The following is a 26,905-nucleotide window of genomic DNA, read 5'->3' on the forward strand; positions in this document are numbered from 1 at the left end:
TAAAGAACTATTAAAGTTCCTGCACCAATAACCACGCACCTTCGTTAGAAGATTTTACTTTACGTAGCATATTTATAGCATCACGTCTTTTTTCGTGGCTGGCATAAACAACCTGGTGAAGGCCATATTTGTTTTCGCCTAGAAGATGTGCTTTAAAGCCTTCTTTTCTAAGTTCAGCAACCTTTGTTTTGGCATTTTCTTCTACACGAAATGCACCTGCTACAATATGGTAATTTCCCGTTTGTTTGGCTACGTTAAAAGTAACGGCCGGTAAAGGATTATCAATAATAAATGTTGCCTGCTGAATTTGCTCCTGAAGTTGTTCCTGTGCTTGTTGTTGCTCTGCAATATTGTGTTGAGAAACCTGGCTGCTGTAAATATTTAATCCTGCGAAGCCTGAAACTCCTAAAGCAATCAGTCCAATAGCTGCATACTTAAGATAAGCAGGTGATTTTCTTCTTTCTGGAGTGAAATGTAATGGAGCTTTTTCCTCAAGCTCTTCAACTTGTTTTTTATAAACTTCACGACTAATTGCTGAAGCTTTCACATTTTCCAGTCCAAAAGAATCGGTGAGGTAATTTACCTCTTCAACAGGTTCAAATTGAAGTTTTTCTTCAGCATAATAAAAACGGCCAATATTTTCCAGTTCAACCTTACCATCTTCTTTAAAAGATTCTTCAAGTTTGCCCACAAATTCAGTAATCTTATTAACCGCAGTGGAATATGACACGTTTTGGGTAGCAGCGATATAGTTGGCTAAAAGCCCATCGTTCTTCTTTAACTGCGAATTAAAGGAAACTACCTTCTTGGGCGGATGCAAAACATCACTTTTTTTGTCTATATAAGCCGGCTCTTTTTGGGAAAGGAAGGCCCCAAAACCGGGTAATATTACGCATTCGTAACGATAAAGTAAATCCTGGATGTAGTTAGCTATCTTCATTGCCGCAAAAATAAGGTGTTATTTTAATCCTCCTAAAGTTACCCAAAGAAATTTTATTAACAAACCTTTTTTTCTGTAATTTTAATAAAAATAGAAATATGTCTGCTGAAGAATTACAGTATGTCCTGGCCCTGCAACACATTCCAAACCTGGGAGATACCCTCGCTAAAAAATTGATAAGGCATTTTGGATCGGCTAAAAATGTATTACAGCAAAAGAAGCAAACTTTACTTAAAATAGATGGAATTGGGGTTTCCCGATTAAAAGACTTTTTTGATGCTTCTCATCTCAAGGCTGCCGAACAAGAGCTTAAATTTATTGAAAAGAACAATATTGAAACATTATATTTTAAAGATGAAAACTATCCCGAGAAATTAAAACATTGTATAGATGGGCCAATATTGTTGTTTCAGCGCGGAAATATCAACCTGAAAGACCAAAAGATTATTAGTGTGGTGGGAACCCGAAAAATCACTCAGAGCGGAGTTGCATTTTGTGAAAAATTCATCGAAGAATTAAGTCCGTTAAATCCGGTTATCGTTTCGGGTTTTGCTTATGGAGTAGATATTACGGCTCACAAAGCAGCCATAGCCAATAATTTACAAACCCTTGGTTGTTTGGCACACGGTTTAGATCAAATTTATCCTAAAGTGCATCATAAGTATGTAGCTTCGGTTGAAGAAAACGGTGGGTTTTTTACCGATTTCTGGAGCAGTGATAACTTTGATAGGAATAATTTCTTAAAACGTAATCGAATAATCGCCGGTTTAAGCGAAGCAACCGTGGTTATAGAAAGTGCTGAAAAAGGCGGTTCACTAGTTACTGCAGATATTGCGAATTCCTATAACCGGGAAGTTTTTGCGGTGCCGGGAAGACCTTCAGATAAATTAAGTAAAGGCTGTAACGACCTTATAAAGTTACAGAAAGCTCATTTGCTTAATTCAGCTGCAGATTTGGTTTATATGCTCAATTGGCAGCCGGATGAATTAGCAAAATCGGTGCAAAAACAATTATTTATAGAACTTGATGAGGAAGAAAATAATGTGTTAGATTTTTTACAAAAGGAAGGGAAAGCCCAGTTAGATAGCATTGCGATAAACTGTAACTTTCCCTCTTATAAAACCGCGGGTATTTTAATTAATATGGAATTAAAAGGTGTGGTACGCCCATTACCCGGTAAATTATTTGAATTGATCTAGTAGCCTACTTTTTTCCTTACTCTGTTTATAACCTCATTGGCAACATTTCTGGCTTTTTCGGCGCCAACTTCAAGGGCTTTGTCAAGCTCCTCAAGGTTATTCATATAATATTCATACTTTTTTCGAGGCGTTTCAAACTGCTCTAAAAGTACTTCGTATAAAGCCTGTTTAGCGTGACCATATCCAAAACCGCCTGCTTCATAATTCTTACGCATTTCTGCTATTTGCGCTTCTGTAGCTACTAACTTGTAAAGTGCAAAAACATTACATGTATCCGGATTCTTTGGTTCTTCCAACGGTGTGCTATCGGTGTCAATAGCCATAATTTGTTTCCGCAGTTTTTTATCGGTTACAAATAAGTTTATGCTATTGCCTTTAGATTTACTCATTTTGGCGCCATCGGTTCCCGGAACGTACATGGTGTTTTTCTGAACTTTCGCTTCAGGAATTACAAAAGCCTCACCCATTTTTGAGTGAAAGCGGGAAGCGACATCCCGGGTGATTTCCAAATGCTGAAGCTGGTCTTTTCCTACCGGCACAATTTCGGCATCATAAAGCAAAATATCGGCCGCCATTAACATTGGATAAGTAAAAAGCCCGGCGTTTATATCTTCTAACCTATCAGATTTATCTTTAAAAGAATGCGCTAAGGTTAAGCGCTGATAAGGAAAAAAGCAGCTTAAATACCAGGAAAGCTCTGCGGTTTGCGGGATATCACTTTGTCGGTAAAAAACAGTTTTTTCAATATCTATTCCACAAGCCAGCCAGGTTGCCGCCACAGAATAAGTGTTGTTTCTTAAAGTTTCGGCATCTTTTATTTGGGTTAGCGAATGCATATCGGCAATAAAAATAAAAGAATCGTTATCGGGTTTATTAGCCATTTCTATAGCCGGTAAAATTGCTCCCAATAAATTTCCCAAGTGTGGAGTTCCTGTACTTTGTACTCCTGTAAGAATTCTGGACATCTGCTTTTTCGGTTTTCTGCAAAGGTACTTTTTTTACGGAATTCCCTCGGTTCAATTTAGTACTTTTGGTTTCTATGAGCATCCTACGCACAATACTTACTGTTTTATGGCGAATCTGGTTTTATATTCTTCTTGTATTACCAATTTTAGTAATGTTTCCGGTGCTTGTTATTTTCTCTTCTTCCGAGAGACTTTATCCCAAATATTATGTTTGCGCCCGCATTTGGGCCAAATGTATTTTATATGGAATGGGTTTTTATCCTGAAATTAAAAGGATGCAACACCTGGACCCAAAGAAAAATTATATGTTGGTGGCCAATCATACTTCTATGATAGATATTATGATGATGCTGGTGATTATTAAACAGCCATTTATTTTTGTGGGGAAAAGGGAACTTGCTAAAATTCCGATTTTCGGTTTTTTCTACCGAAAAACTAATATAACTGTAGATAGAAACTGCGCTAAAAGCAAATTGGATGTAGTGACTGAAGCCCGCAGAAGATTAGATATGGGTGAAAGCATCTGCATTTTTCCTGAAGGCGGTGTGCCAGAAGATAGATCGCTCGTTTTAGACACTTTTAAAGACGGGGCATTTAGATTGGCCATTGCGCACCATATTCCCATTGTGCCCATTACTTTTTACGATAATAAGAAGCGGTTTTCTTATAAATTCATATCGGGAGCGCCGGGGAAACTCAGGGTGAAGATTCACCAATTTATTAATACTGAAGGAATGCAGCCAGGTGATAGAAAGGATTTAAGAAATCAAACCCGGCAGGTAATTTTTGAAGAGCTTTCTAAAGATTTACAGAATGAAAATCCTTCAAAATAAAACTTCTGAAGGATTCCACTCATTACATAGGTGTTAAAAACTAAAACTTATTCCCGAATATATTCCGAAGTAAAACGGTCTCACGCCGGGTGCATCATTAAAAGTATCCAGCTGATATTTGAAGATAGGCTCTACATTCAACTTAAAGCTATCAGTTAATTTATAATCTAATCCCACGCCCACATTGGTGCTAAAACTCACTTTATTAATGTTATTAGCTTCGCCAATCCTGGTATTTTGATTATTGGTATTTACCTGTATGCTGTTTTCATCTAAAAATAAGCTGCTTCCTCCCGCAATTAGGTTAATACCAAATTTACTGTCCAGGAGGCTGTATTCTATTTCTAAGGGTACTTCAATAAAACCAAATTGTTGATTGATCTCGCCCGGTAATGCCATATTTGTAGAATTGGAAAACGCGGGGTTGAGATCCTGATTCCCGCCCGGAAGCCCACTTGGTGCCGCACTCTCTAATTGTACATTATTTCCGGTAGATTCGTAATTTATAGAACTAATAGTACTTGGATTTATAGAGGCAGAAAACACGATGTCTTCTACATTATAACTCATCGCCACTTTAGATATTCCACTTCTTATCTTTATTTTTTCTGAAATTGCATAAGCTAAATTCATCCCGTACGCCATACTCACCTGTGAAGTGGTATTATTTCCCGCAAATTGTGAGTCTATCGCATTCCCGCTGCCAATATTGTCATAAAAAACAGGAGCCGCAAAAGTGCTTAAGCGCAGTTTCTTTTTAGAAGCCGCGGCAATAAGATCTTCTTCCTTATCAAGGTTTTTTTCTTCTTCAATTTGAGCTAATTGTTCTGCTACTTCCAGACTGTCTTTTAGGGAAAGCGCTTCTTCTTTTTCAATATTTTCGTTACTGTTTTCTACAATAACTTCAGGTTTCTGTTCGTTTTTTGAATTTGGATTGATGAAATCTTGATTTTGAAAATTTTCTTCTTCGGAATCTTGATGATTTTCTTCCGCTATTGCTGATTTTTGCCCATTTAATTTATCTGCAGTAATATTTTCTGAATTTTTCCTTTCAGTTGAATTACCTGGAGTTTTTTCGACTCCTGGATTAGTGTTTTCTGAAGCTATAGCCGAATTGTTATTTGCTGATGAGGTGTTGGCGCCCTCAGAAGTTGAATAAGTAGCTTCATTAACATTTTTCAGGATTTCTGAAGCATTTATAAACTGTTGATTTTTATTAATTTCGGGTAAATTTATTTGGGGTTTTGCCGTTTCTTCTACTTCAAAAACTACTTCGGTATTGGTGAAATTATTTTGACTAAAAAAATAGCCGCCCAGCATTAAAGCTAAAACTGCGGCCACACCGCCAAGTTTAAACCATAACGGAATTATAAAAGGCTTTTTCTTATCTTTCTCCTGCAGTTTGCCGGCAATATTATCCCATAACTCAGGTCGCGGTTCGGGGGCAAAATCCCTGAACTTTTCCTGGTAGAGTCGGTCTATGTTCTTTCTTTCTTTCATAGTGATTGCACCTTATTATCGTTGAGGTGGTTTTCTATTTTTTCTTTCAAAATATTTCTGGCTCGGGCCAAATTTGATTTTGAACTTCCAACACTTATGTTTAGCATATCGGCAATTTCTTTATGGGAAAATCCGTCTAAAGCATAGAGATTAAAAACTTGTCGGTAACGTTCAGGTAATCCCTGAATGCTTTCTAATAGAAAATCTGTAGTAATTTCTTCATCATCAATTTCTACAACTGGATCTTCCAGCTGGTTCTCATTAATGATTTCAAAATATTTTTCTTTTCGGTGCTTTTGTAGGGTGGTATTTATCACAATTCGTTTCATCCAGCCTTCAAAAGATCCTTTATCTTCATATTGATCTATTTTATTGAAAATGGTCATGAAACCATCCTGCAGGTTGTCTTCAGCCTGCTGGTAGTTATTAGAATATTTAAGGCACAGGCCAAAAAGTTTACCGGAGTACATACGGTAAAGCTTTTCCTGCGCCCTAATATCCTGTTTTTTACACTGATGTATGAGTTTTTCTAAACCCACTCACTTAGATTGTTATTCGTTAGTATTCTCTTCTGGAGTTTCCGGCTCAGGTTCTCCTACCGGAACATCTACGGTTATGTATTCTGGGTCATCGTCAGAGTCAAAACCTGAAAGAAAATTAAATCTGATAGTTGTATAATTTTCAGAATTAATTTCAAATTTATCAAAGGCTTTGGCGCTACCAGTTAAAGAATCGTTTTCTTCTGTGCATTCAGTAAGGGCAGGATCATAAGAAGAAACAGCTCTAATAGAATACTCAAATATTGAGTCATTTTCTTCATTTTCTCCTTGTCCTCCTTCAAATCCTGCAAAAGTATGACAGGCTGAAGGTAGTACATAATCTACATTTATATCGTACTCTTCGTCAAGTTCAAAATACTCTGGCAAATCTGAAGCAGTAATTTCGGCAAATTCAAATGCCACGCTAGGGCCATCATCGCTACTACAACTGTAAAGGCTTACGGCTAAAATCATTAATAAGGCAATTCTTTTCATTTTAAATTAATTATTTAGGGTTATCTATTTTATAGATGCAGCATTATTGAAAAGGTTGCGTCCAGAATCAAAAAAATCCCTCTTTTTAAGGGATTTTTAAGATTTGGTTATTATTTGCTTGTAAAATACAAATAGGCTTAAGCGAATTTAAGTGCTGGTACTAAGCCTCTTTGGCTACTTTTATAGCATTTTTAATTTTTTCTTCAAGTTCTTCCATCAAATCAGGATTGTCTTTCAACAGAATTTTTACCGCATCACGACCCTGACCTAATTTGGTGTCTTCGTAGCTAAACCAGGAACCGCTTTTCTTCACGATCTCATAATCTACCCCTATATCTACAATTTCACCAATTTTTGAGATTCCTTCGCCATACATAATGTCAAATTCAGCCATTTTAAAGGGTGGAGCTACTTTGTTTTTCACAACTTTTACGCGGGTTTTATTACCCATAACATTACTATTGCTGTCCTTTATTTGCGTAGAACGTCTAATATCTAAACGAACCGAAGCATAAAACTTAAGTGCATTACCACCGGTAGTAGTTTCAGGATTTCCAAACATTACCCCAATCTTTTCCCTAAGCTGGTTAATAAAGATTACGGTACAGTTGGTTTTGCTAATAGAAGATGTAAGTTTTCTAAGTGCCTGGGACATTAAACGGGCGTGTAATCCCATTTTAGAATCTCCCATTTCTCCTTCAATTTCACTCTTTGGCGTAAGCGCTGCAACCGAATCTATCACAATAATATCTATAGCTCCCGAGCGAATTAAATTATCGGTAATCTCTAGAGCCTGCTCCCCGTTATCGGGTTGGGAAATAATAAGATTTTCTATATCTACACCAAGTTTTTCAGCATAAAAACGGTCAAAAGCGTGTTCTGCATCAATAAAAGCGGCAATACCACCTTTTTTTTGTGCTTCAGCTATTGCGTGTAAAGTTAAAGTTGTTTTACCAGAAGATTCCGGTCCATAAATTTCAATAACCCTTCCACGAGGATAACCTCCAACACCCATGGCCAAATCTAAACCTAAAGAACCGGTAGAAATTGCATCTATATCTACTACGGCCTGGTCACTCATCTTCATTACGGTACCCTTTCCGTAGGTTTTATCCATCTTATCCAGGGTAAGCTTTAAGGCCTTTAATTTTGCTTCTTTTTCTTTATCGTTGCTCATAATTTGAATAATCTATTTAGAGAGTTGCTAAATTACTATAAGTTTTGCTGCATCCCAATTTTATATGTGCAGCTTTTGTATATTTACTTTCTAACGTGAGGTTTAAAGCATCTTTTTGCTTATGCTAAAATCTTTTACATTCTCAAACTAATGCCTGCGAGCTTGCTCCCGGGTAGTTATTAAGTGAAAATTTAAAATTAACCCTGCCTATGAGATTTTTGAAAAAAAGTCTGATTATGCCTGGTGGTTTTAGTACTTCGGCAATTATTTTGCTGAATGTAAGTTGCCGGGTTGATGGTGGCTAGAATTTAAAAATCTAATTTATGAAACAAAGTAAAAAAGATTACAAACCGAATTAGCCACACAAAAAATACCCTGGGAAATGACTTTTCAGGGCATTTTTTCTTGCTTCAATTTTAAATGTATCTTTGCAAAAATTTTTCTTTAACCTTAACTAATTAGTATAGCATGCAACTGTACAATAAATTAAGCGCTAAAGAGAGGGAAGCACTTATAGACCAAGCGGGAGAAGACCGTTTAACGCTCTCTTTTTATGCCTACGCCAAAATTGGCAATCCACATTTGTTTAGAAATCACCTCTTTATTGCCTGGGATCAAATGAACGTTCTTGGCCGTATTTATGTAGCCCACGAAGGGATTAACGCCCAACTCTCGGTTCCGGCAAAACGATTTGAAGAATTCAAGAATTTTATAGATAACATCTACTTTTTGGAAGGAGTTAGGCTGAATATCGCTATTGAACACGATGCCAAAGCCTTTTTAAAGCTGAAGGTGAAAGTGCGTAAAAAAATAGTTGCCGACGGACTTAACGATAGTACTTTTGATGTAACCAATAAAGGAGTTCATGTTGATGCTTTAAAATTCAACGAACTTATTGGCGATCCCAAAACGGTGTTGGTAGATATGCGAAATCATTACGAAAGTGAAATTGGTCATTTTCAGGGTGCGATCACACCAGATGTGGATACTTTTAGGGATTCTTTGCCGATTATTGAAGACGATCTAAAAGATTATAAAGAAGATAAAAACCTCGTAATGTATTGCACCGGTGGGATTCGATGTGAGAAAGCCAGTGCCTATTATAAGCATAAAGGCTTCAAAAATGTTTATCAGCTGGAAGGCGGTATTATTGAGTATGCCCGCCAGGTTGAAAATCAAAAACTGGAAAATAAATTTATAGGAAAGAATTTCGTTTTTGACCATCGCCGTGCCGAGCAGATTTCAGAAGAAGTTATTGCGCATTGCCACCAATGCGGTAAAGCTTGTGATAAACACGTAAATTGTGATAATGAAGCCTGTCATTTGCTGTTTATCCAGTGTGAAGAATGTGCTGAAAAAATGAATAATTGCTGTTCTATAGAATGTAAGGAGATTGCCGCTTTACCTTACGAAGAGCAAAAAGCTTTGCGAAAAGGCAAGGGAAATAGCAATAAAATATTCAAAAAAGGACGTTCTAAGGTTTTAAAATATAAAAGTTAACACAGCGTTCTAAAAAGAGAGTGCCAATTAATATTGGTATATTTACTCGATAATCGAGATTTAATTGTTTTGAGGTTTGCCTCTATTGAAATAATAAATTTTGGTTTCATAACTTGTGGGATTGTCCCAAGGTTCTTGATTAGAAACTCAATATAAACCCAAAGTCTGCAAATCATTTTGCAAGACTTACAACATATAACTATTTATGGCTTGTAGCAGTTGCTCAACCAAAGACGGTCAGCCAAAAGGATGTAAAAACAACGGTACCTGTGGTACAGATTCCTGTAACAAACTTTCTGTATTCGATTGGCTATCAAATATGTCTATGCCTAATGGCGTAGCACCATTTAATTATGTAGAAGTTCGCTTTAAAAACGGAAGAAAACACTTTTTTGAAAATACCGAAAACCTAAGCCTAAGTATGGGCGATGTAGTAGCTGTTGAAGCTTCTCCCGGTCACGATGTAGGGATGGTAAGCTTAACCGGCGAGCTGGTTAGGGTACAAATGAAAAAGAAAAAAGTAAAAACCGATAGCGAAGAAGTACTTAAAATATACAGAAAAGCAACCCAAAAGGATATTGATGTTTGGGAAGAAGTTCGCGCCCGGGAAGAAGCGATAAAGAAAAGAGCCCGTGAAATAGCAATTCGGCTTAATCTAAGTATGAAGATTAGCGATATTGAATTTCAGGGAGACGCTTCAAAAGCAACCTTTTATTATACCGCAGATGATCGTGTAGATTTCCGCCAGCTAATTAAAGAATTTGCGAGGGAGTTCAATACAAGAATTGAAATGCGCCAAATTGGTTTAAGACAGGAAGCTGCCCGCCTTGGTGGGATTGGCTCTTGTGGCCGGGAACTTTGTTGCTCTACGTGGTTAACAGATTTTAGATCGGTAAGTACTTCGGCGGCGAGATATCAGCAATTATCTTTAAATCCGCAGAAATTAGCGGGTCAATGTGGTAAATTAAAATGTTGTCTTAACTACGAACTTGATTCTTACCTTGAAGCTTTAAAGACATTTCCACGAACCGATACCAAACTTTTCACTAAAAAGGGAACTGCGGTTTGTCAAAAAATTGACATTTTTAAAGGTGTGCTTTGGTATGCATACGAAGGGGAGTGGATGAACTGGCATCAATTAACTGCAGAACAGGCTAATAAAATTATTACTTCTAATCGTAAGAAAGAAGATGTTGGCAGCCTGGAAGAATTTGAAGTGCAGGTTCAGTTGGAAGAAAAACGGGATTTCAATAATGTGGTTGGGCAGGATAGCTTAACGCGCTTTGATATACCCAAAGGGCAGCAGAAGAAAAACAAGTCAAAAAAACGAAGAAAACGTAAAGGCAAACCTTCGAATAATGCGTAAAGCTGCAGTATTTTTAATTTTTATTAGTGCTTTTGCCTTACTGGCTTCCTGCGATAAAAAGCGGGTTTATGATGAATATGAACCTATACAGGGAGGTTGGGAAAAAGATTCTACTTTAGTTTTTAAATTGGAAGAGCTTGATTCTTTGCAAAACTATAATCTGTTTATAAACGTTAGAAATAATAAAGATTATAATTACAGAAACCTGTTTTTGATTACCGAAATGCGATTTCCACAGGGGAAAGTGATAACCGATACCCTGGAATACGAAATGGCAGCACCAGATGGAAGCTGGCTTGGTACGGGTTTTGGTGATGTAAAAGAAAGTAAACTCTGGTATAAAGAAAATGTGAGTTTTACTGAACCCGGCGAATATAAAATTGCCATCAAACAGGCAATGCGTAAAAACGACGAGGTAGAAGGAATAGAAAATTTAGAAGGAATTACCCACATAGGTTTTAGAATAGAAGAAAACCTACAATAATTTTTGAATAAATGGCCGCAACAAAAAAGAAGCAGCAAAAGCCCAAAACCAGCAAAAGATCTTATATAGTTGGTTTTTGGACAATTTTTGGTATAGGTTTATTAGCTGTAGTTTTAATCTTCTTACTTGCCGGCTGGGGCGCGTTTGGTAAGATGCCCGATTTTGAAGAATTGGAAAATCCTGAAACTAACCTTGCTACCGAAATTTTCTCTTCAGATGGAGAAACTTTGGGTAAATATTATAGTGAAAACCGTACGCCTATAAAGTATGACGATCTTCCCGATCACCTCATTGAAGCACTTGTAGCTACTGAAGACGAACGTTTTTATAAGCACGCCGGGATAGATGCCAAAGGTACCCTTAGAGCTGCTTTTTACCTGGGAACGCGCGGTGGAGCAAGTACCATAACACAACAGCTTTCTAAACTTTTGTTTACAGAAGATGTTTCTAATAATACTTTTGCCAGGCTTTTGCAGAAAGTAAAAGAATGGAATATCGCTACCCAACTGGAAAGACAATACACAAAAGAAGAAATTATTACCATGTATTTTAATAAATACGATTTTGTGTATCAGGCCGTGGGAATTCGTTCAGCTTCAAAAATTTACTTCGGAAAAGAAGCGAAAAACCTAAATATAGAAGAATCTGCAGTTTTAGTAGCAATGCTAAAAAATGCCGCTTTATATAACCCGGTTCGCAGACCTGAATTAGTAAAACAAAGACGTAACCAGGTTTTTGTTCAAATGAATAAAAACGGTTATCTCTCTGAACAGGAAAAAGATTCTCTTCAAAAATTACCATTAAACCTTGATTTCTCTCCAGAAGGTCATGATGAGGGAATGGCGACATACTTCCGTGTGTATCTGCAAGGGTTTATGAGAGATTGGATAGGGAAAAATCCAAAACCAGATGGTAGTGAATACAGTCTTTACCGGGATGGATTAAAAATTTATACCAGCATAGATTCTAAAATGCAACAATATGCAGAAACTGCGGTAGAAAAGCATATTTCACATCTTCAGAAAGAATTTGACCGGCAAAATAAGAATAACAAAACTGCCCCGTTTCGGGATATAGACCAGGGACAGGTTGATGGTATTGTGAGAAGCGCTATGCGCCGATCTGTACGATGGAAAGAAATGGAAGCTCAGGGTAAACCTGAAGAAGATATTCTGGCTTCTTTCGATAAAGAAACTAAAATGCGTGTTTTTTCCTGGGATGGAATAAAGGATACCCTTATGACGCCTAAAGATTCTATTTTTTATTATAAAGGCTTTTTACAGGCCGGTTTAATGTCTATGACGCCTCAAACCGGGGAAGTAAGAGCCTGGGTTGGAGGAACCAATTTCAAGCATTTTAAATACGATCACGTAAAACAGGGAAAACGCCAGGTAGGTTCTACTTTTAAACCTTTTGTTTATGCTACGGCTATAGATCAATTAAAGCTTTCTCCTTGCGATGTAATGCCTAAAAATAGATTTACTATTGAAGCTGGTAAATACGGGAATGTTAAAGACTGGTCTCCCGCAAATGCTAACGGAGAATATGAAGGGATGATAAGTTTGAAAAACGCGCTTGCACAATCCATAAATACCGTAACAGCCAGGATAATAGATAAAACAGGCCCCGGACCGGTTTTAGATTTAGTAAAAAAATTGGGAGTAGATACCGAAAACTTTTCAAACGGACCTGCAATCGCTTTGGGTACCGAGGATATGAGCCTTTTCGAGATGGTTTCGGCATATAGCACTTTTGTAAATGAAGGGGTTTATGTAAAACCGGTAATTGTAAACCGAATAGAAGATAAAAATGGAACTGTACTTTATCAACACGTACCCCAAACCCGAGATGTGTTGAATAAAGAAGCGGCATATGTAACGGTAAATATTTTAGAAGGTGTAACACAATATGGCTCGGGGGTTCGTTTACGCGGAACTTACGCTAAAGAATTTGATCATTATAAACGCGGGGTAACCGGTTATCCTTACGATTTTAAAAATCCTATTGCCGGTAAAACCGGAACTACACAAAACCAAAGTGATGGCTGGTTTATGGGAATGGTTCCTAATCTTGTAACCGGCGTTTGGGTTGGTGCTGAAGATCGGGCGGTGCATTTTCCAAATTTAACTTACGGGCAGGGTGCTACTATGGCGCTGCCAATTTGGGGAATGTATATGAAAGATCTTTATGCCGATGAAGAACTGGATATTTCTCAGGATGCTTTTCCTAAACCTGATAATCTTTCAATTGAAATAAATTGTGACAACTATAATCAGGAAAGTGATTCTGAAAACAATAGTGTTCCAGACGAACTTGATTTTTAAGATTTAGCAAAAATCTTCTCTTATTTTTCAGAAAAATATAATCTACAGCGCTAAAAGCATTGTAGCAGCATTTTTATTTTCGTATTTTTCGGTAAAATTAAATACCGATGATTAGAAAAACTGTAGCAAATGTAGAAGATGCTTTGCAGGGCGTAGAAAATGGTATGACGTTTATGCTGGGTGGTTTTGGCCTTAGCGGGATTCCCGAAAATGCCATTTCAGAACTTGTGCGTCTTAATGTAAAGAACCTTACCTGCATTTCCAATAACGCCGGGGTAGACGACTTCGGCCTCGGACTTTTACTTCAAAAGAAACAAATAGATAAAATGGTTTCTTCCTATGTGGGAGAAAACGACGAGTTTGAGCGCCAAATGCTAAGCGAAGAGCTAGACGTAGAGCTTATTCCACAAGGAACATTAGCGGCGCGCTGCCAGGCTGCCCAACAGGGCTATCCGGCTATGTACACCCCTGCCGGTTACGGTACCGAAGTTTCTCAGTTTAAAGAAACCCGCGAATTTGATGGGAAAATGTATGTTTTGGAAAAAGCCTTTAAAGCCGATTTCGCTTTTATAAAAGCCTGGAAAGGCGATAAAGCCGGAAACCTTATTTTTAAAGGAACCGCTCGTAATTTTAATCCGTTAATGTGCGGTGCAGCAAAAATAACTGTTGTTGAGGTTGAAGAACTGGTAGAACCGGGAGAATTAGACCCAAATCAAATTCATATTCCGGGCATTTTTGTACAACGAATTTTTGAAGGAAAAAACTACGAAAAGCGAATTGAGAAAAGAACGGTAAGAAAAAAGTAATGTAATAATAGATGATTTGAAGATTTGAAAATGTGGTAGTTTGAGAATCATTCATTTTTCAATAGTGATTTTAGGATCTTTTCGAATCGGCTTTTTTGAAAAAATATAGATTTCCGCCTTCGCGGAAATGACAAAATTAGAATTATGTTAGACAAAGAAGGAATAGCAAAACGTATTGCCAAAGAGGTGAAAGATGGGTATTATGTGAATCTGGGAATTGGGATTCCTACCCTTGTAGCCAATTTTGTACGCGATGATATAGAAGTAGAGTTTCAGAGTGAAAACGGAATCCTGGGAATGGGACCTTTCCCATTTGAAGGAGAAGAGGACGCCGATCTTATTAATGCGGGAAAACAAACCATAACAGCACTTCCCGGTGCTAGTTTCTTTGATTCGGCAATGAGCTTCGGGATGATTCGCGGTCAGCACGTAGATCTTACAATTTTAGGTGCTATGGAAGTTGCCGAAAACGGAGATATTGCCAACTGGAAAATTCCGGGGAAAATGGTAAAGGGTATGGGCGGTGCTATGGATCTTGTAGCCAGTGCCGAAAATATTATCGTGGCGATGATGCATACCAACAAAGCGGGTGATTCTAAATTGCTTAAAAAATGTTCATTGCCTTTAACTGGCGTTGCCTGCGTTACAAAGATAGTGACTAACCTTGCGGTTATTGAAGTGACTAAAGATGGTTTTAAGCTGCTGGAAAGGGCTCCGGGAGTAAGTGTAGAAGAAATTCAAAAAGCTACAGAAGGAAAGTTGCTTGTAGAAGGCGATATTCCTGAGATGCAGATATAAAAAAATCCGGCAGTAATTTTAAAATCACTGCCGGAAAATATTCTATTTTAATTCATATTTAAGTTAGGGAAGTAGATTCGGCTTCAAGATTTACTAAGAAATCTATAGCTTCGCCCTGGGAAATAATTTTTCCGCGGGTATTGGCCTGGGAAAAATAATCATACCAGCCTACTTTCTTCAGGTTTTCTTCTAATGTTTCAACATTATCTAAAGATGGCATTTTCCAAACCGTAACATAGCGATACTGGCTGCGGTAGTGCGTATGTTCGTCATTTAAAGCCCAGCCAAGGTTTTCCACCCCATTATCCTTTAAACCGGTAATCCTACTCTGCATATTTTCCATGAGCTCCCGTCTTTTATCTTTAGACAGGTCTATCCATTTCCCGGTTACATTCCACATTTCAATATACAAATACATAACTATTGGTTTTATTGGTTATAATCTAAAGTTAGTAATAAAAAGATAGTTAAATCTTTAGGGAAGGTTAAAATACTTTTTAGATGATAAAACTCATATTTTGAAATATGTTTTAGACGCTTACCACTTCAGAAGCTTCTAACAATTTTTCCTGGCGAAGCTTTAAAATAACCTGCGCAATAGCAAGTACATCTTTTTCGCAGTAGTTTACAATACGGTTCAGGTCTTTATCTTTATAGAAAACATTTCTAACATCGCTGCCTGAAATATCATCTTTTGGGGACGGGATTTCTAAAACATTGGTTAGTAATTTAAGGGAAGTAAAATGCTTATAATCCCCAAATTTCCATAATTCTAAAGTGTCCAGGTGCGGTACTTCCCAGGGCTTTTTTCCAAATAGATTAAGTTTTAGAGGTAGTGGAAGATCGTGAATTAGCATTCTGCGTGCAATGAAGGGGAAATCGAATTCTTTACCATTGTGTGCACAAAGTAAATGCTGAGGTTTTGAAAAATGCTCTTTTAGTAATTCAGAAAACTGCTGAAGTAAAGTTCTTTCTTCATCTTTAAAGGTGGTAAGTCTAAAAGTTCTCTCAACGTTTTTAAAGTTGAAAAAACCTACCGAGATACAAACAATTTTACCAAATTCTGCCCATATTCCTGCACGATCATAGAACTGTTCTGCGGTAAATTCATCTTTGCGTTGGTATTGGGTTTTCTCTCCCCAGAGTGACTTTTTTTCTTGGGAGAGGTCATTGAAATTTTCAAATTCTGGCACGGTTTCAATATCGAGAAAAAGAATGTTCTCGAGCTTAATTGTTTGCAGCATCGTTTAGCATTTTATAAGTCTCATCAATATACTTATAGAAATCTGGAGCGTGCTCTTCGTTTTCTTCTTTTTTAATAAGGTTTTCCCCCAATCTTACAATAATCAAATCGTCTTCTGGAATCACAATTACATATTGACCGCGAATGCCCCGCATATAAAAAATATCTTTTTCTTTATAATCACTCAGCCAAAATCCGTAGCCATAATGCGGGCTATCTTCAAAACGCGGTTCGGTAGATCTGGCTACAAATTCTGAATCCAGGAGCTGATGCCCATTCCATTTTCCTTTGTTTTTGTAAAGTTTCCCGAATCTTGCAAAATCGCGAGCGTTGGAAGCAATACAGCAGTAAGCTTTTTCCATTCCGCTCTCTTCGCTGTCTAATTGCCAAAGCGCATCTTCTTGCATTCCCAGGGGTTTCCAGAAACTTTTGCTTAAATATTCTGAAAGATTTTCTCCGGTGGCTTCTTCTATTACCATACCTAATAAAATAGTGTTTCCGCTAAGGTATTTAAAGCTTTCTCCGGGAGTTGTGGTTACCTGCAAGCGCAAAACCAATTCCCGAATGTTCTCGTCGAAATAAGCTCTCGCAGTCAGTCCAAACGGATTGTAATAATTCTCGTTCCAGTTTAAACCTGAGGCCATAGAAGCTAGATCTCCTACTTTTAATTCTTCTTTAAACTGCGGAAAGAAATCGGCTACCGGCTGGTCTAAACTTGTAATATGGCCATCCTGAATTGCTTTTCCCAGCAATGCCGAGACGATACTTTTAGCCATAGAAAACGAATTGGTTTTAGAATTGGGGCCATATTCCTGGTGATATTCTTCAAACCAAATACTATCATTTTTTATGATTAAAAAAGCCGCAGTTTCCAGTTCTTCGTTTAATTCAGCAAGGTTTTGAGTTGGGGTTGCAGAGTTGTAATTAGAATGTTCTGGCCAGGTGTCAGCTTCAGTTCCTGCTTCGATAATTCGGTTTTCAAAGTTAGGGAAATCGTCTATATAGGCTGTTTTTTCTCCCTGGAAATAAGTGGCCTGCATTCCGCGGAAAATATAACCGAAATCGAAAATAATAAGGATAATAATAGCAATTAGAAGAACAAAAATTACGGTTCCGGAAATTTTTAAAAATCTAATCATAAAGCTGAAAGTTTAGAACATTGAGAGTTGCGAAGTATTATTTTCGTGATTTAAAAGCCACTGCTTTCTATATAAACCCCCGGCATATCCGGTTAAAGAACCATCGCTGCCAATTACACGATGACAGGGAATTACTACCCAAAGCGGATTTTTCCCATTCGCTGAAGCAACCGCCCGTATAGCTTTTTCATCGCCTAGTTTTCTGGAAAGTTCCAGGTAGCTACAGGTTTTTCCAAATGGAATTTCACTTAAAGCTTTCCAGACTTTTTGCTGAAAATCGGTGCCTTTAGGGTTTAGTTTTAAATTGAAGTTTTCCAGGTTTCCTTTAAAATAATCGTCTAATTGTTGTACCGCCGACTGAAGAAAATCGGGGATTTCTTTGGAAGAAGGCATTTCTTTATCCAAAATCTGAATGGCCGAAATCCCGACTTCGTCGCCACTAATTTTGGCTGTCCCGAGTGGAGTTTTCAGAAATATCTGATTTTGTTGACTCCTCGTTTTCTTCATTATCTTTTCTTTGAATTAACCCAAGTCTTTTTGCGCGTTTTTCCCAGTTCTGGCGGGCCAGCATTTGCATATCTTCAATACTGTCGCTTTCATCCATAATTTCAAGGCCGAGCAAAGTTTCTATAATGTCCTCCATAGTTACAATACCAACGGTATTCCCATATTCATCTACAATTATGGAAATATGCCCTCTTTTTTGTACAAAATTTTCAAAAAGTTCTGGGATTGGAGTATCTCCCGCACTCATAAAAATATCTCTTTTCAAAGCGCTTAAAGGCTGGTCGCCTTTATCGTCTATCATCTCTTCCAAAACATCGTCTTTTAAAATAAAACCTGATACATTATTGGTTTTATCTTTATAAACAGGAATTCTAGAAAATTTAAGGTTTTTATGGGTTCGGTGAAACTCTTCTATACTGGTATCTTCATCTTCAATAATAGCAACCGAATACGGCGTCATCACATCTTTTGCCTTAACCGATCTAAATACAAGAAGGTTTTTAATTACCGTGGTTTCACTTTCATCAAAAACACCTTCTTCTTCGGCAGCATCAGTAATTGCAGCGAATTCTTCCCTATTCATAGAAGAAACATGAGCCGATTTACCTATTAATTTGGTAGTAAGCATCATAAGCCAAAGTATACCGGTATACTTCAGCGGAAAAATCATTATTTTAAGGGTTTTTGCGGTAAAATTCCCAAGGGCTTGCCAGTATGTGGCGCCTATGGTTTTCGGAATAATTTCAGAAAGAACTAGAATAGCTACAGTCATAATGGCCGAAACTATACCCACAGCATTACCACCATCGCCATAAATTTTCTCGGCTTGTACTCCTACTAAAATAGCACCAACAGTATGCGCTATGGTATTTACGGTTAAAATTGCTATTAACGGCTTGTCTATATCCTGTTTAAAATTAGCAAGGGTCTTTGCATACGCTTTACCTTCCTTGTTTTTTATTTTAATATAAGAAGGGGTTACGCTCAATAAAGCTGCCTCCAAAATAGAACACATAAAAGAAAAGAAAATGGAAAGAACAGCAAATAAAATTAGTATTCCCATATTGGTTTTTAGGCTTGTTTGAAATACTAATTTAAAGATAATTCTAACAATGCGTCGCAAAGAAATGGTAAAACCTAAAAAAATAACCCCACCCGATTAAGGGCAGGGCAGTAAAATAGAAAGTAATAAAAATTAAGCAGAAAGTTTTTCGCTAATTATCCGGTTCCATTTTTGGGCCACAATTAGCCTTTCTGAAGCATTATTGCTGGCGTTATCATCTTCGTCATAGAAAATAATTTCGGTAAGTTTTTTATTGTTCCTGTTTTCAGAAAGATCCAGGCTAATTCTTTTTATAAGCTCGGGTTTATCTGGAAAAGGCTGTGAACTTACTTTAGTATTTTTTATAAAACTAAGGTCCAATACCTGGTGTTGCATATTGTTGGTAGGCTCTATAACCAACAATTTTTTTGCTTTACTGTCTAATCCCAATAATAAAGTGGCCGAGATCTCAACGGTATCGGTGGTTAAATTGTTTTTAATACTTAGTTCTTTAAGGTTTCTAAGCCTGCTTTTTTCTTTGGTGTTTTGTTGCCAGATTAAGAATAATATTGGCAGCACAAACACAGCTAAAAGCCCAAGGCCTATTAGCGTAGATGCGGTATCCATTTTTTAAATTATTTAGATAAAATTATAGTTGTTTGCTTTTTTTAAAAGCTTTGTAAGTATGAAAAACCTTATAGTTTTTCCTTAAAAAACACTATTTCACCAGAAAAAATGGAAAGGATAAATATGTTGAAGTATTAATTGTCGCTGATCTAAATAGCTGAAAAATGAATTTTTATCAGTCGGAATCAGGAATTCTCTTTTTGAAGAATACGCAGAAGCTAAATAACCCGAAAAACCGCCGAAATTTTCTTCTGAAGCAATATGTTCAGCAGAAATAATTTCAGAAAATAGTACCGCTTGCTGATTTTGCTCAGCCTGCAGATAATCATAGTTTCTGGAGTCGAGATTATGAGCAGGAAAACCAGAAAAAGCGAAGCCCTGCCCTGAAAAGGACATAAACAATATGGCAAAAAGCGCATATAAAGCTTTGAAATTTTTCTGGTTTTTCATCGTGTAAATGTATATAAAAACCTAATTGGTTATCGCTAAATTTTAGTTATAAAATTAGGAAATCAATTTAACCGCATCTTTAGCAAAATAACTGGCAATCATAGAAGCCCCGGCTCGTTTTATAGCGGTTAGTTGTTCTAAAACTACCGCATCATGATCTAACCAGCCTTTTTCGGCTGCAGCTTTAATCATTGCATATTCACCACTTACCTGGTAAACTGCCACCGGAACATCTACTGCATTTCTAATATCGCGAACAATATCTAAATAGCACAATCCCGGTTTTACCATCACAATATCGGCGCCTTCTTCAATATCCATAAGGGTTTCTTTAACCGCTTCTTCGCGGTTTGCAGGATCCATCTGGTAGGTTTTTTTATCCTTCGGAATATTTTCAGCATCTACCGGTGCAGAATCCAAAGCATCGCGGAATGGCCCATAAAAAGCCGAAGCATATTTGGCGCTGTAACTCATAATACCGGTTTCGTGAAAACCTTCGTCTTCCAGTAAACTGCGCATTTCAAAAATTCGGCCGTCCATCATATCGCTGGGAGCGAGAATATCGGCGCCGGCTTTTGCGTGGGAAAGACCCATTTCAGCTAAAATAGCGGTGGTATCATCGTTAATTACTTTGCCGTTGGCAATTACGCCATCATGGCCATAAGCAGAATAAGGATCTAGAGCAACATCGGTCATAACCAGCATTTCCGGAACGGCATTTTTCACTGTATTTATAGCGCGTTGCATAAGTCCGTCAGCATTTAAAGCTTCCGTCCCTGCATTGTCTTTTAGGTTATCCGGAACTTTTACAAAAAGCAAAACCGATTTTATGCCCAGGCTCCAAAGTTCTTTAACTTCCTGTTCCAGTAAATCCAGGCTAAACCGAAAATAATTAGGCATAGAAGCGATTTCCTGCTTCTTATTTTTTCCTTCCACCACAAAAAGTGGAGCGATAAAATCGTTTGGCGTAATTGCGTTTTCCCTAACTAAGCTTCTTATTGCCTCGCTGGTTCTTAATCTTCTATTTCTGTTTAATGGATACATTTTTATGGCTTTAAGCCAATAGCTATAAGCAATTAGCTGTTGGCGTTTAGTTTAATTTTTGAATTAAAGAGTTTAGCATTTTTTTGATTTCTTCTACTTGAAACATTAATGGTTTACCTTGTTCTTCTGTAATAAAATTAAGATCAGTACTTAATAAAATCTGGTATTCTAATTCATTGGCTGAGCCAAATGCAATGTAGAGAAATCTTGCAAAATCCTTTTCGCTTTTCCTTCCGCAACCCTCAGCGATATTTGTGGGAATAGAACTGGAAGAACGTTTCATTTGACTAACCAAACTATAAAGCTCTTCTTTAGGGTAATTCGCGACTATTTGATAAACATCAAGTGTGAGTTTATGACCTTTTTTCCAAACTGAATAGTTTTTGTAGTTTCTCATATTTCGCTACTAAAAGCTAAAAGCTAAAAGCTAAAAGCTAAAAGCTAAAAACTAAAGACTGATAGCTCTTAAACCCATTCCCTCGGCACTTCTAAAACCTTTAATAATTTATCCTCTTCGCTGCCTGGTTCGGGATGATGGTCGTAAACCCATTGCACATGTGGAGGTAAACTCATTAAAATACTTTCTATTCTTCCGTTGGTTTTTAGACCGAAGAGCGTGCCTTTATCGTGTACCAAATTGAATTCAACATAACGACCGCGCCTTATTTCCTGCCAGTTTCGGTTGATTTTAGAATATTGCAGATTTTTACGTTTTTCAACAATGGGAACATAAGCTTCCAGGAAACTGTCACCAACTTCGGTTACAAAACTATACCAGTCTTCAATACTCTTTTCTTCGGAAGCTTTTAAATAATCAAAGAACAATCCTCCAATTCCGCGGGCTTCATTTCTATGTGAATTCCAGAAATACTCATCACATTTCTTCTTGTATTCCGGGTAAAATTCCGGGGAATGTTTATCACAGGCTTCCTTTGAAACCTGATGAAAATGTTCCGCATCTTCTTCAAAAAGATAATAGGGCGTAAGGTCCTGCCCACCACCAAACCACTGGTCTAAAACATTTCCATTCTTATCGTACATTTCAAAATAACGCCAATTAGCGTGAACTGTTGGCACCATTGGATTTTTTGGATGGATCACCAAACTGAGTCCGCAGGCAAAAAAATCTACATCGCCAACTTTGAAATATTGTTGCATTGCAGGAGCTAAAGGGCCGTGTACTGCCGAAATATTTACGCCGCCTTTTTCAAAAACAGCCCCATTTTCTATAACCCGGGTTCTGCCACCTCCACCTTCTTCACGTTCCCAAAGGTCCTGTTGAAATTTGACTGTGCCGTCTATCTCTTCCAGTTTTTCACAAATGCGATCCTGTAAATCTTCAATATATTTATAAAATTCCGCTCTCATTTTCAATCGTCAATATAAACCAGTTTATCTTTCGTTTTTTCTATTTCTTCTACCTTGGAAACCTTAATGGCCACTTTCATTTTTTCCTGAAATAGATGAATAATTTCTTCAGATGGAATTTCATTTCCTTTAAATAAATCCTGCCCAAACCGGTTATTGTGTAAATCCATCGCTTTGGCCAGTTTTTGGTTTGGAGAAAGTTTTTCGTGTAAACCTGTAAAATGATCGCTCCAAATTCTGGCAGCTTCAACCGATCCTGAAATTTTAAAACATTTCTGGCAAATTAAATAATTCCAAAGGGCGTGTCTAAAGGCATTTTCTTTTCCATTTTTGTGATGTTCCTTTTTATAAAAATCGTCACAAATTTTTATGGTCTCAATAGTTGCCCGGTAGGTTGGTAAAATATAGCGCGGTTTACTTATAAAAACTTTGGAGACCGCGAACAGTTCCTTAAAGTTCATATTTTTAATCCGCGCCCAGACTGCCATTATCTGGCTTTATATTCTTTTACCGCATCTACAAAAGCTTTTGCGTTTTCTACCGGAATATCGGGTAAAATACCGTGTCCCAGGTTTACGATATAGCTATCCTTTCCAAATTCATTAATCATTTGGGTTACCATTCTTTTGATTTCGGCCGGTGGTGAATATAATCGTGAAGGATCAAAATTACCTTGTAAGGTGATCTTACCACCACTTAAATAGCGCGCGTTCCTGGCGCTAAGCGTCCAGTCTACACCTAAAGCTGAAGCTCCTGAATTTGCCATTTCGTGAAGGGCAAACCAGCATCCTTTTCCGAAGGCGATAACCGGAATTTCATCTTTTAAAGCGTCAATGATCTGCTGATTATATTTCCAGGAAAATTCCTGATAATCTACCGGACTTAACATTCCGCCCCAGGAATCAAAAATTTGCACGGCATCTACGCCTGCTGCAACTTTGGCTTTTAAGTAGGCGATGGTGGTATCGGTGATTTTTTGAAGTAATTGATGTGCAGCCACGGGATTCGTAAAACAGAATTTCTTTGCTTTATCAAAGTTTTTAGAACCCTGTCCCTGCACTGCATAGCATAGAATTGTCCACGGGGAACCGGCAAAACCAATTAGCGGAACTTCGTTATTCAATTCCTGTTTGGTCATTTTAATGGCGTCCATTACGTAGCCTAAAGTTTCCTCGATATCGGGAACAATTACATTGTCTACATCTTTGGATGTGCGAATAGGATTTGGCAACCATGGACCAACACCGGGTTTCATTTCTACCTCGATATTCATCGCCTGCGGAATCACCAAAATGTCGCTAAATAGAATAGCGGCATCGGTCCCTATTTGATTAATAGGCATTACGGTGATTTCTGTAGCTAATTCTGGAGTTCTACAGCGTGTGAAAAAGTCGTATTTTTCTTTTAGCTTCATAAAATCAGGAAGGTAACGGCCTGCCTGTCTCATCATCCAAACCGGTGGACGTTCTACCGTTTCTCCTTTTAAAGCTTTTAGAAATAGATCGTTTTTTATCATTTTTTAGAATATTTTACTCGATAATCGAGATTAAATGTTCCGAGGCTTGCCTCGAAATCAAATTATATTTTCAATATTAAATGCTTCGTGAGCTTGCTCCGAAGTATTTTACTACCTGCACAATCACATTTTCAATGGTTGGTTTGGTAGCAATTATTATGTTATTTGTATGTTTTTGGGCTTCTGCAGCCGTGGTATTTCCTATGCAAAAAGCCGTAGTGTCTTGCAACTGATTTTTAGCCGTAAAACTCTGCACCGCACTCGGGCTAAAAAATAAAATCCCTTCAAATTCCTGCGGAAAGGGCTGCGGATTCAAGCTTGTTTTGTAAACTTCAATTTCTTCAAACTGAATGTTTTCTTTTAGCAAAATCTCAGGAAGTTCGTCCCTTCTTTTATTTCCGCAGAAAAAAGTAAATTCTTCAGCCGCATATTTTTTAGTAATAATTTCGGCTAAATCCTTACCATAATCTGCGATTTCCTGAATATGGAATCCGTTATCACTTAAAAGTTCCGCGGTTTTTTCTCCAACACAAAAACAATTTTTAAGTTCAATTTCTTCTAAAACGGCATTTACTGCATTTTTACTGGTAAAAATGGCGTTTTCAATTTTTTCTGAAGGAAGTTTAAAGTTGGTAGTTTCAGTAATAATCGCATTATATTCAACCAGGCTCAACCCCGAATTTAGAAACAATTGTTTCTGGGAATTAGTGAGTTTTTTGGTAGAGAGAATGCTCTTCATTCCGAATTATTTAAATGAGAATCAGCCTTCGGTATTTATTTCGGCTTTAATTTGCTGCATCAATTTTGCACCGCCATTGCTAAGAATTTCTTCAGCACAACGCCTTCCAAAATTCTGAATTTCGTTTAAAGAAACTGTTTTTTCTACGCCTAATTTCTCTTTTCCGTCCAAACTAAAAAGTGCGCCTTTAAAGTATACAAGATCTTTATCTACAGTAGCTAAAGCTCCAATTGGCGCGGTACAACCGCCTTCTAAAACCTTTAAGAATTCGCGCTCAATATGCACGGTGATCTCAGATTCTCTATGGTTTAATAATGCAAGTGCTTTGCGGGTAAACTCGTCTTCTTCCATCGCCACTACAAGCATGGCTCCCTGTGCCGGGGCTGGAATCATCCAGTTAAGATCTATAAAATTATCGGGTTTTAAAGCGATACGTTCCAGGCCTGCAGCTGCGAAAATTGCTCCGTTCCAGTTGTTATCGTCTAATTTTTTCATTCGGGTATTTACGTTTCCACGTAAATCTACAACGGTGTGAGTAGGATGTTTGTTAAGCCATTGCGCTTTACGGCGCAAACTCCCTGTAGCAATAGTTCCATTGCTTTCGAGGAAATCAAGGCCTTTATGTATAAGAATATCTTTGGTGTTGGCACGTTTTAAAACAGCTGCCTCTACAATTCCTTTTGGAAGTGCCGTGGGCACATCTTTCATAGAATGTACGGCGATATCAATCTCGCCTTTTATCATCGCCACATCCAGGGTTTTGGTAAAAATACCGGTAATGCCCATTTCGTAAAGTGGCTGATCTAAATTGAGGTCTCCTGTGGATTTTACGGGAACAAGTTCAGTTTTATGGCCGGCCTTTTCCAATGCATTTTGCACTGTTTTCGCCTGCCAAAGTGCAAGTTCGCTATCCCTGGTGCCAATACGAATTACTTTGTTCATTTTGCCTGTTCTTCAAGCTGAAATACTTTCTGGATCAATTCCAGGCTTTCATCGGTAGTTGTTGAATCTCCTTTTAAATGATTGGCAAAGTGTTTCATTATTTTTTGAATAATCCTGTCGCTCACAATTTCGGCCTGCTCATCGTTGAAATCTGAAATTTTTCTACGCTGAAAATCAAGTTCAGCATCTTTCATACTTCTAAGCTTTTTCTTTAAAGCTTTTATGGTAGGCGCGAATTTTCGCGTTTCCAACCATTTATTAAAATCGGTTTCTACTTCTTTAATTATCGCTTCTGCGTCAGGAATAAATTGCTTTCTGCGTTCTAAATTCTGATCGGTGATTTTAGAAAGCTGATCCAGGTGAACCAATTTTACGTTAAGCAAATGCGCTACATCTTCTGAAACATTCTTAGGTATAGAAAGGTCTAAAACCAATAAATCTTTGTTAGAGTAGATTAATTCCTTAGAAATAGTGGGGTTTTGTGCTCCGGTAGCGACAATTAAAATATCGGTATTTCTAATTTCGGCCTGTAAATCGGCGTAATCTTTTACAATAAGATTGAATTTCCCTGCAATACGTTCCGCTTTATCTTTGGTGCGGTTAATAAGGGTAATATGAGTGTTTTGCGTATGCTTTATAAGATTTTCGCAGGTGTTTCTCCCAATTTTACCGGTTCCAAAAAGCAAAATATTTTTTTCAGAAACATTAGGCACATTATTCAAAATATATTGAACCGAAGCAAAGGATACTGAAGTTGCGCCTGTAGAAATTTCGGTTTCATTTTTAATACGCTTACTTGCCTGGATTACCGCATTAACCAGTCTTTCTAAAAAAGCATTTACCAACCCACGTTTTTTAGAACGGGAAAAAGCAATTTTTAACTGACTAATAATTTCAAAATCGCCAAGAATCTGGCTATCTAAACCGGTTCCTACCCTAAACATATGAGAGATTGCCTGCTTATTTTTATGCACATAAGCCACTTTTTCAAACTCTTCTACAGTACCATGGGTATGTTCACAAAGTAATTTAATAAGTTGAAAAGGATGTTGTGCAAAACCGTAAATTTCGGTACGGTTACAGGTGGAAGTTACCAGAATGGCTTCAATACCTTCTTCTTTAGCTTGCTTAAGCAAGCCATTTTTAGTCTCTTCGTTTAAACTAAAATGTCCTCTTATCTCTGCATCAGCCTTTTTGTAACTAAGACCTATGGTGTAAAAATGTTTTCCGCTTGCAATTTGATAATCTTCCATGAACCTATTTAGGGTATTCGTGGCAAAATTAAACTAATCCTAATCCAAAAAGTAACGCTCAAAGTACTTTTTGTATCGCTTTCAGTTATTTTAGGTTTTTTATAACTTT

At 37.5% G+C, this 26,905-nt stretch carries 29 protein-coding genes; 8 read left to right on the forward strand and 21 right to left on the reverse strand.

Annotation, left to right across the window (positions count from 1 at the left end):
* Positions 1 to 10: 10 nt before the first annotated feature.
* Entirely contained in the window at positions 11 to 940 is a 930-nt protein-coding gene (locus B5488_RS12270; protein ID WP_079735521.1) for an HU domain-containing protein, read from the reverse strand.
* A gap of 98 nt (positions 941 to 1,038) precedes the next feature.
* Here B5488_RS12270 and dprA point away from each other — a divergent pair, with 98 nt between their 5' ends.
* Complete coding sequence (gene dprA, locus B5488_RS12275) at positions 1,039 to 2,139, forward strand: DNA-processing protein DprA (RefSeq protein WP_079735522.1); 1,101 nt, start codon at positions 1,039 to 1,041, stop codon at positions 2,137 to 2,139.
* Here the strand turns inward: dprA and trpS are convergent.
* Positions 2,136 to 3,104: a tryptophan--tRNA ligase gene (gene trpS, locus B5488_RS12280; RefSeq protein WP_079735523.1), complete on the reverse strand. Its 969-nt coding sequence runs from the start codon at positions 3,102 to 3,104 to the stop codon at positions 2,136 to 2,138. The genes dprA and trpS overlap by 4 nt on opposite strands.
* A 74-nt stretch (positions 3,105 to 3,178) precedes the next feature.
* Here trpS and B5488_RS12285 point away from each other — a divergent pair, with 74 nt between their 5' ends.
* A complete protein-coding gene (locus B5488_RS12285) occupies positions 3,179 to 3,937 on the forward strand; it encodes a lysophospholipid acyltransferase family protein (protein ID WP_079735524.1) in 759 nt (252 codons plus the stop codon).
* A 33-nt stretch (positions 3,938 to 3,970) separates the two neighbouring features.
* Here B5488_RS12285 and B5488_RS12290 read toward each other — a convergent pair whose 3' ends face one another.
* From B5488_RS12290 to recA, 4 genes are all read right to left on the reverse strand, one after another.
* Complete coding sequence (locus B5488_RS12290; RefSeq protein ID WP_079735525.1) at positions 3,971 to 5,437, reverse strand: hypothetical protein; 1,467 nt, start codon at positions 5,435 to 5,437, stop codon at positions 3,971 to 3,973.
* A complete protein-coding gene (locus B5488_RS12295) occupies positions 5,434 to 5,976 on the reverse strand; it encodes an RNA polymerase sigma factor (protein WP_079735526.1) in 543 nt (180 codons plus the stop codon). Before B5488_RS12295 ends, B5488_RS12290 begins: the two co-directional genes overlap by 4 nt.
* A gap of 12 nt (positions 5,977 to 5,988) precedes the next feature.
* Positions 5,989 to 6,471: a hypothetical protein gene (locus B5488_RS12300; RefSeq protein ID WP_079735527.1), complete on the reverse strand. Its 483-nt coding sequence runs from the start codon at positions 6,469 to 6,471 to the stop codon at positions 5,989 to 5,991.
* Positions 6,472 to 6,631: 160 nt separating this feature from the next.
* Positions 6,632 to 7,648 (reverse strand): recombinase RecA, encoded by a 1,017-nt coding sequence (recA, locus tag B5488_RS12305; protein WP_079735528.1) that lies wholly within the window; start codon positions 7,646 to 7,648, stop codon positions 6,632 to 6,634.
* A 468-nt stretch (positions 7,649 to 8,116) separates the two neighbouring features.
* Between recA and trhO the strand changes: the two genes are divergently transcribed.
* The 6 genes from trhO (at position 8,117) to B5488_RS12335 (ending at position 14,926) form a co-directional block, all read left to right on the forward strand.
* Complete coding sequence (trhO, locus tag B5488_RS12310) at positions 8,117 to 9,148, forward strand: oxygen-dependent tRNA uridine(34) hydroxylase TrhO (RefSeq protein ID WP_079735529.1); 1,032 nt, start codon at positions 8,117 to 8,119, stop codon at positions 9,146 to 9,148.
* A 205-nt stretch (positions 9,149 to 9,353) separates the two neighbouring features.
* Complete coding sequence (locus B5488_RS12315) at positions 9,354 to 10,514, forward strand: PSP1 domain-containing protein (protein ID WP_079735530.1); 1,161 nt, start codon at positions 9,354 to 9,356, stop codon at positions 10,512 to 10,514.
* Positions 10,507 to 10,998 (forward strand): gliding motility lipoprotein GldH, encoded by a 492-nt coding sequence (locus B5488_RS12320; protein ID WP_079735531.1) that lies wholly within the window; start codon positions 10,507 to 10,509, stop codon positions 10,996 to 10,998. Before B5488_RS12315 ends, B5488_RS12320 begins: the two co-directional genes overlap by 8 nt.
* Positions 10,999 to 11,009: 11 nt before the next feature.
* Positions 11,010 to 13,322 carry a penicillin-binding protein 1A gene (locus B5488_RS12325; protein WP_079735532.1) on the forward strand — a complete coding sequence of 771 codons (2,313 nt, stop codon included), beginning with the start codon at positions 11,010 to 11,012 and terminating at the stop codon, positions 13,320 to 13,322.
* A 107-nt stretch (positions 13,323 to 13,429) separates the two neighbouring features.
* Positions 13,430 to 14,128: a CoA transferase subunit A gene (locus B5488_RS12330; protein ID WP_079735533.1), complete on the forward strand. Its 699-nt coding sequence runs from the start codon at positions 13,430 to 13,432 to the stop codon at positions 14,126 to 14,128.
* Positions 14,129 to 14,272: 144 nt separating this feature from the next.
* Complete coding sequence (locus B5488_RS12335) at positions 14,273 to 14,926, forward strand: CoA transferase subunit B (protein WP_079735534.1); 654 nt, start codon at positions 14,273 to 14,275, stop codon at positions 14,924 to 14,926.
* A 58-nt stretch (positions 14,927 to 14,984) separates the two neighbouring features.
* On the opposite strand, the gene B5488_RS12340 is transcribed toward B5488_RS12335, so the two are convergent.
* The 15 genes from B5488_RS12340 to hemA all read right to left on the reverse strand — a co-directional run bounded on the left by B5488_RS12340 (position 14,985) and on the right by hemA (position 26,796).
* Complete coding sequence (locus B5488_RS12340; RefSeq protein ID WP_079735535.1) at positions 14,985 to 15,344, reverse strand: DUF6616 family protein; 360 nt, start codon at positions 15,342 to 15,344, stop codon at positions 14,985 to 14,987.
* A gap of 112 nt (positions 15,345 to 15,456) precedes the next feature.
* Positions 15,457 to 16,170, reverse strand: coding sequence for a 3'-5' exonuclease (locus B5488_RS12345; RefSeq protein ID WP_079735536.1), 714 nt, complete (start codon positions 16,168 to 16,170; stop codon positions 15,457 to 15,459).
* Entirely contained in the window at positions 16,154 to 17,308 is a 1,155-nt protein-coding gene (locus B5488_RS12350) for a serine hydrolase domain-containing protein (RefSeq protein ID WP_079735537.1), read from the reverse strand. The genes B5488_RS12345 and B5488_RS12350 overlap by 17 nt, the downstream gene beginning before the upstream one ends.
* Positions 17,309 to 17,320: 12 nt before the next feature.
* Positions 17,321 to 17,815, reverse strand: a complete 495-nt coding sequence (locus B5488_RS12355) for a methylated-DNA--[protein]-cysteine S-methyltransferase (RefSeq protein WP_079735538.1) — start codon at positions 17,813 to 17,815, stop codon at positions 17,321 to 17,323.
* Positions 17,748 to 18,878 (reverse strand): CNNM domain-containing protein, encoded by a 1,131-nt coding sequence (locus B5488_RS12360; RefSeq protein ID WP_079735539.1) that lies wholly within the window; start codon positions 18,876 to 18,878, stop codon positions 17,748 to 17,750. The genes B5488_RS12355 and B5488_RS12360 overlap by 68 nt, the downstream gene beginning before the upstream one ends.
* A gap of 132 nt (positions 18,879 to 19,010) precedes the next feature.
* A complete protein-coding gene (locus B5488_RS12365; RefSeq protein ID WP_079735540.1) occupies positions 19,011 to 19,484 on the reverse strand; it encodes a hypothetical protein in 474 nt (157 codons plus the stop codon).
* A gap of 96 nt (positions 19,485 to 19,580) precedes the next feature.
* Positions 19,581 to 19,934, reverse strand: coding sequence for a hypothetical protein (locus B5488_RS12370; RefSeq protein WP_079735541.1), 354 nt, complete (start codon positions 19,932 to 19,934; stop codon positions 19,581 to 19,583).
* Between the two features lie 54 nt (positions 19,935 to 19,988).
* A complete protein-coding gene (gene hemB, locus B5488_RS12375; protein ID WP_079735542.1) occupies positions 19,989 to 20,978 on the reverse strand; it encodes a porphobilinogen synthase in 990 nt (329 codons plus the stop codon).
* Between the two features lie 46 nt (positions 20,979 to 21,024).
* Positions 21,025 to 21,375 carry a four helix bundle protein gene (locus tag B5488_RS12380; RefSeq protein ID WP_079735543.1) on the reverse strand — a complete coding sequence of 117 codons (351 nt, stop codon included), beginning with the start codon at positions 21,373 to 21,375 and terminating at the stop codon, positions 21,025 to 21,027.
* Positions 21,376 to 21,443: 68 nt separating this feature from the next.
* Positions 21,444 to 22,346, reverse strand: a complete 903-nt coding sequence (gene hemF / locus B5488_RS12385; RefSeq protein ID WP_079735544.1) for an oxygen-dependent coproporphyrinogen oxidase — start codon at positions 22,344 to 22,346, stop codon at positions 21,444 to 21,446.
* A gap of 2 nt (positions 22,347 to 22,348) precedes the next feature.
* Positions 22,349 to 22,807: a DUF6973 domain-containing protein gene (locus B5488_RS12390; protein ID WP_146128744.1), complete on the reverse strand. Its 459-nt coding sequence runs from the start codon at positions 22,805 to 22,807 to the stop codon at positions 22,349 to 22,351.
* A gap of 26 nt (positions 22,808 to 22,833) precedes the next feature.
* Positions 22,834 to 23,862: a uroporphyrinogen decarboxylase gene (gene hemE / locus B5488_RS12395; RefSeq protein WP_079735546.1), complete on the reverse strand. Its 1,029-nt coding sequence runs from the start codon at positions 23,860 to 23,862 to the stop codon at positions 22,834 to 22,836.
* A 76-nt stretch (positions 23,863 to 23,938) separates the two neighbouring features.
* Positions 23,939 to 24,601: a uroporphyrinogen-III synthase gene (locus B5488_RS12400; protein WP_079735547.1), complete on the reverse strand. Its 663-nt coding sequence runs from the start codon at positions 24,599 to 24,601 to the stop codon at positions 23,939 to 23,941.
* Positions 24,602 to 24,622: 21 nt separating this feature from the next.
* Positions 24,623 to 25,543 (reverse strand): hydroxymethylbilane synthase, encoded by a 921-nt coding sequence (gene hemC, locus B5488_RS12405; protein WP_079735548.1) that lies wholly within the window; start codon positions 25,541 to 25,543, stop codon positions 24,623 to 24,625.
* Positions 25,540 to 26,796 carry a glutamyl-tRNA reductase gene (gene hemA, locus B5488_RS12410; RefSeq protein WP_079735549.1) on the reverse strand — a complete coding sequence of 419 codons (1,257 nt, stop codon included), beginning with the start codon at positions 26,794 to 26,796 and terminating at the stop codon, positions 25,540 to 25,542. The genes hemC and hemA overlap by 4 nt, the downstream gene beginning before the upstream one ends.
* Positions 26,797 to 26,905 lie beyond the last annotated feature (109 nt).

Origin of the sequence: Salegentibacter salegens (genome assembly GCF_900142975.1) — a bacterium.
Classification (GTDB): Bacteria; Bacteroidota; Bacteroidia; order Flavobacteriales; family Flavobacteriaceae; genus Salegentibacter; species Salegentibacter salegens.

What these genes read in the sequence shown, in the direction of transcription:
- B5488_RS12350 (WP_079735537.1), bottom strand. Translation starts at nt 17,308, where the DNA reads ATGATTAGATTTTTAAAAATTTCCGGAACCGTAATTTTTGTTCTTCTA.
- B5488_RS12325 (WP_079735532.1), top strand. Translation starts at nt 11,010, where the DNA reads ATGGCCGCAACAAAAAAGAAGCAGCAAAAGCCCAAAACCAGCAAAAGA.
- B5488_RS12315 (WP_079735530.1), top strand. Translation starts at nt 9,354, where the DNA reads ATGGCTTGTAGCAGTTGCTCAACCAAAGACGGTCAGCCAAAAGGATGT.
- recA (WP_079735528.1), bottom strand. Translation starts at nt 7,648, where the DNA reads ATGAGCAACGATAAAGAAAAAGAAGCAAAATTAAAGGCCTTAAAGCTT.
- trhO (WP_079735529.1), top strand. Translation starts at nt 8,117, where the DNA reads ATGCAACTGTACAATAAATTAAGCGCTAAAGAGAGGGAAGCACTTATA.
- B5488_RS12365 (WP_079735540.1), bottom strand. Translation starts at nt 19,484, where the DNA reads ATGGATACCGCATCTACGCTAATAGGCCTTGGGCTTTTAGCTGTGTTT.
- B5488_RS12335 (WP_079735534.1), top strand. Translation starts at nt 14,273, where the DNA reads ATGTTAGACAAAGAAGGAATAGCAAAACGTATTGCCAAAGAGGTGAAA.
- hemE (WP_079735546.1), bottom strand. Translation starts at nt 23,862, where the DNA reads ATGATAAAAAACGATCTATTTCTAAAAGCTTTAAAAGGAGAAACGGTA.
- hemF (WP_079735544.1), bottom strand. Translation starts at nt 22,346, where the DNA reads ATGAGAGCGGAATTTTATAAATATATTGAAGATTTACAGGATCGCATT.
- B5488_RS12360 (WP_079735539.1), bottom strand. Translation starts at nt 18,878, where the DNA reads ATGGGAATACTAATTTTATTTGCTGTTCTTTCCATTTTCTTTTCTTTT.
- B5488_RS12290 (WP_079735525.1), bottom strand. Translation starts at nt 5,437, where the DNA reads ATGAAAGAAAGAAAGAACATAGACCGACTCTACCAGGAAAAGTTCAGG.
- B5488_RS12285 (WP_079735524.1), top strand. Translation starts at nt 3,179, where the DNA reads ATGAGCATCCTACGCACAATACTTACTGTTTTATGGCGAATCTGGTTT.
- B5488_RS12345 (WP_079735536.1), bottom strand. Translation starts at nt 16,170, where the DNA reads ATGCTGCAAACAATTAAGCTCGAGAACATTCTTTTTCTCGATATTGAA.
- B5488_RS12380 (WP_079735543.1), bottom strand. Translation starts at nt 21,375, where the DNA reads ATGAGAAACTACAAAAACTATTCAGTTTGGAAAAAAGGTCATAAACTC.
- B5488_RS12270 (WP_079735521.1), bottom strand. Translation starts at nt 940, where the DNA reads ATGAAGATAGCTAACTACATCCAGGATTTACTTTATCGTTACGAATGC.
- B5488_RS12355 (WP_079735538.1), bottom strand. Translation starts at nt 17,815, where the DNA reads ATGAAGAAAACGAGGAGTCAACAAAATCAGATATTTCTGAAAACTCCA.
- hemC (WP_079735548.1), bottom strand. Translation starts at nt 25,543, where the DNA reads ATGAACAAAGTAATTCGTATTGGCACCAGGGATAGCGAACTTGCACTT.
- trpS (WP_079735523.1), bottom strand. Translation starts at nt 3,104, where the DNA reads ATGTCCAGAATTCTTACAGGAGTACAAAGTACAGGAACTCCACACTTG.
- B5488_RS12400 (WP_079735547.1), bottom strand. Translation starts at nt 24,601, where the DNA reads ATGAAGAGCATTCTCTCTACCAAAAAACTCACTAATTCCCAGAAACAA.
- B5488_RS12320 (WP_079735531.1), top strand. Translation starts at nt 10,507, where the DNA reads ATGCGTAAAGCTGCAGTATTTTTAATTTTTATTAGTGCTTTTGCCTTA.
- B5488_RS12330 (WP_079735533.1), top strand. Translation starts at nt 13,430, where the DNA reads ATGATTAGAAAAACTGTAGCAAATGTAGAAGATGCTTTGCAGGGCGTA.
- dprA (WP_079735522.1), top strand. Translation starts at nt 1,039, where the DNA reads ATGTCTGCTGAAGAATTACAGTATGTCCTGGCCCTGCAACACATTCCA.
- B5488_RS12340 (WP_079735535.1), bottom strand. Translation starts at nt 15,344, where the DNA reads ATGTATTTGTATATTGAAATGTGGAATGTAACCGGGAAATGGATAGAC.
- B5488_RS12390 (WP_146128744.1), bottom strand. Translation starts at nt 22,807, where the DNA reads ATGAACTTTAAGGAACTGTTCGCGGTCTCCAAAGTTTTTATAAGTAAA.
- hemB (WP_079735542.1), bottom strand. Translation starts at nt 20,978, where the DNA reads ATGTATCCATTAAACAGAAATAGAAGATTAAGAACCAGCGAGGCAATA.
- B5488_RS12300 (WP_079735527.1), bottom strand. Translation starts at nt 6,471, where the DNA reads ATGAAAAGAATTGCCTTATTAATGATTTTAGCCGTAAGCCTTTACAGT.
- B5488_RS12370 (WP_079735541.1), bottom strand. Translation starts at nt 19,934, where the DNA reads ATGAAAAACCAGAAAAATTTCAAAGCTTTATATGCGCTTTTTGCCATA.
- hemA (WP_079735549.1), bottom strand. Translation starts at nt 26,796, where the DNA reads ATGGAAGATTATCAAATTGCAAGCGGAAAACATTTTTACACCATAGGT.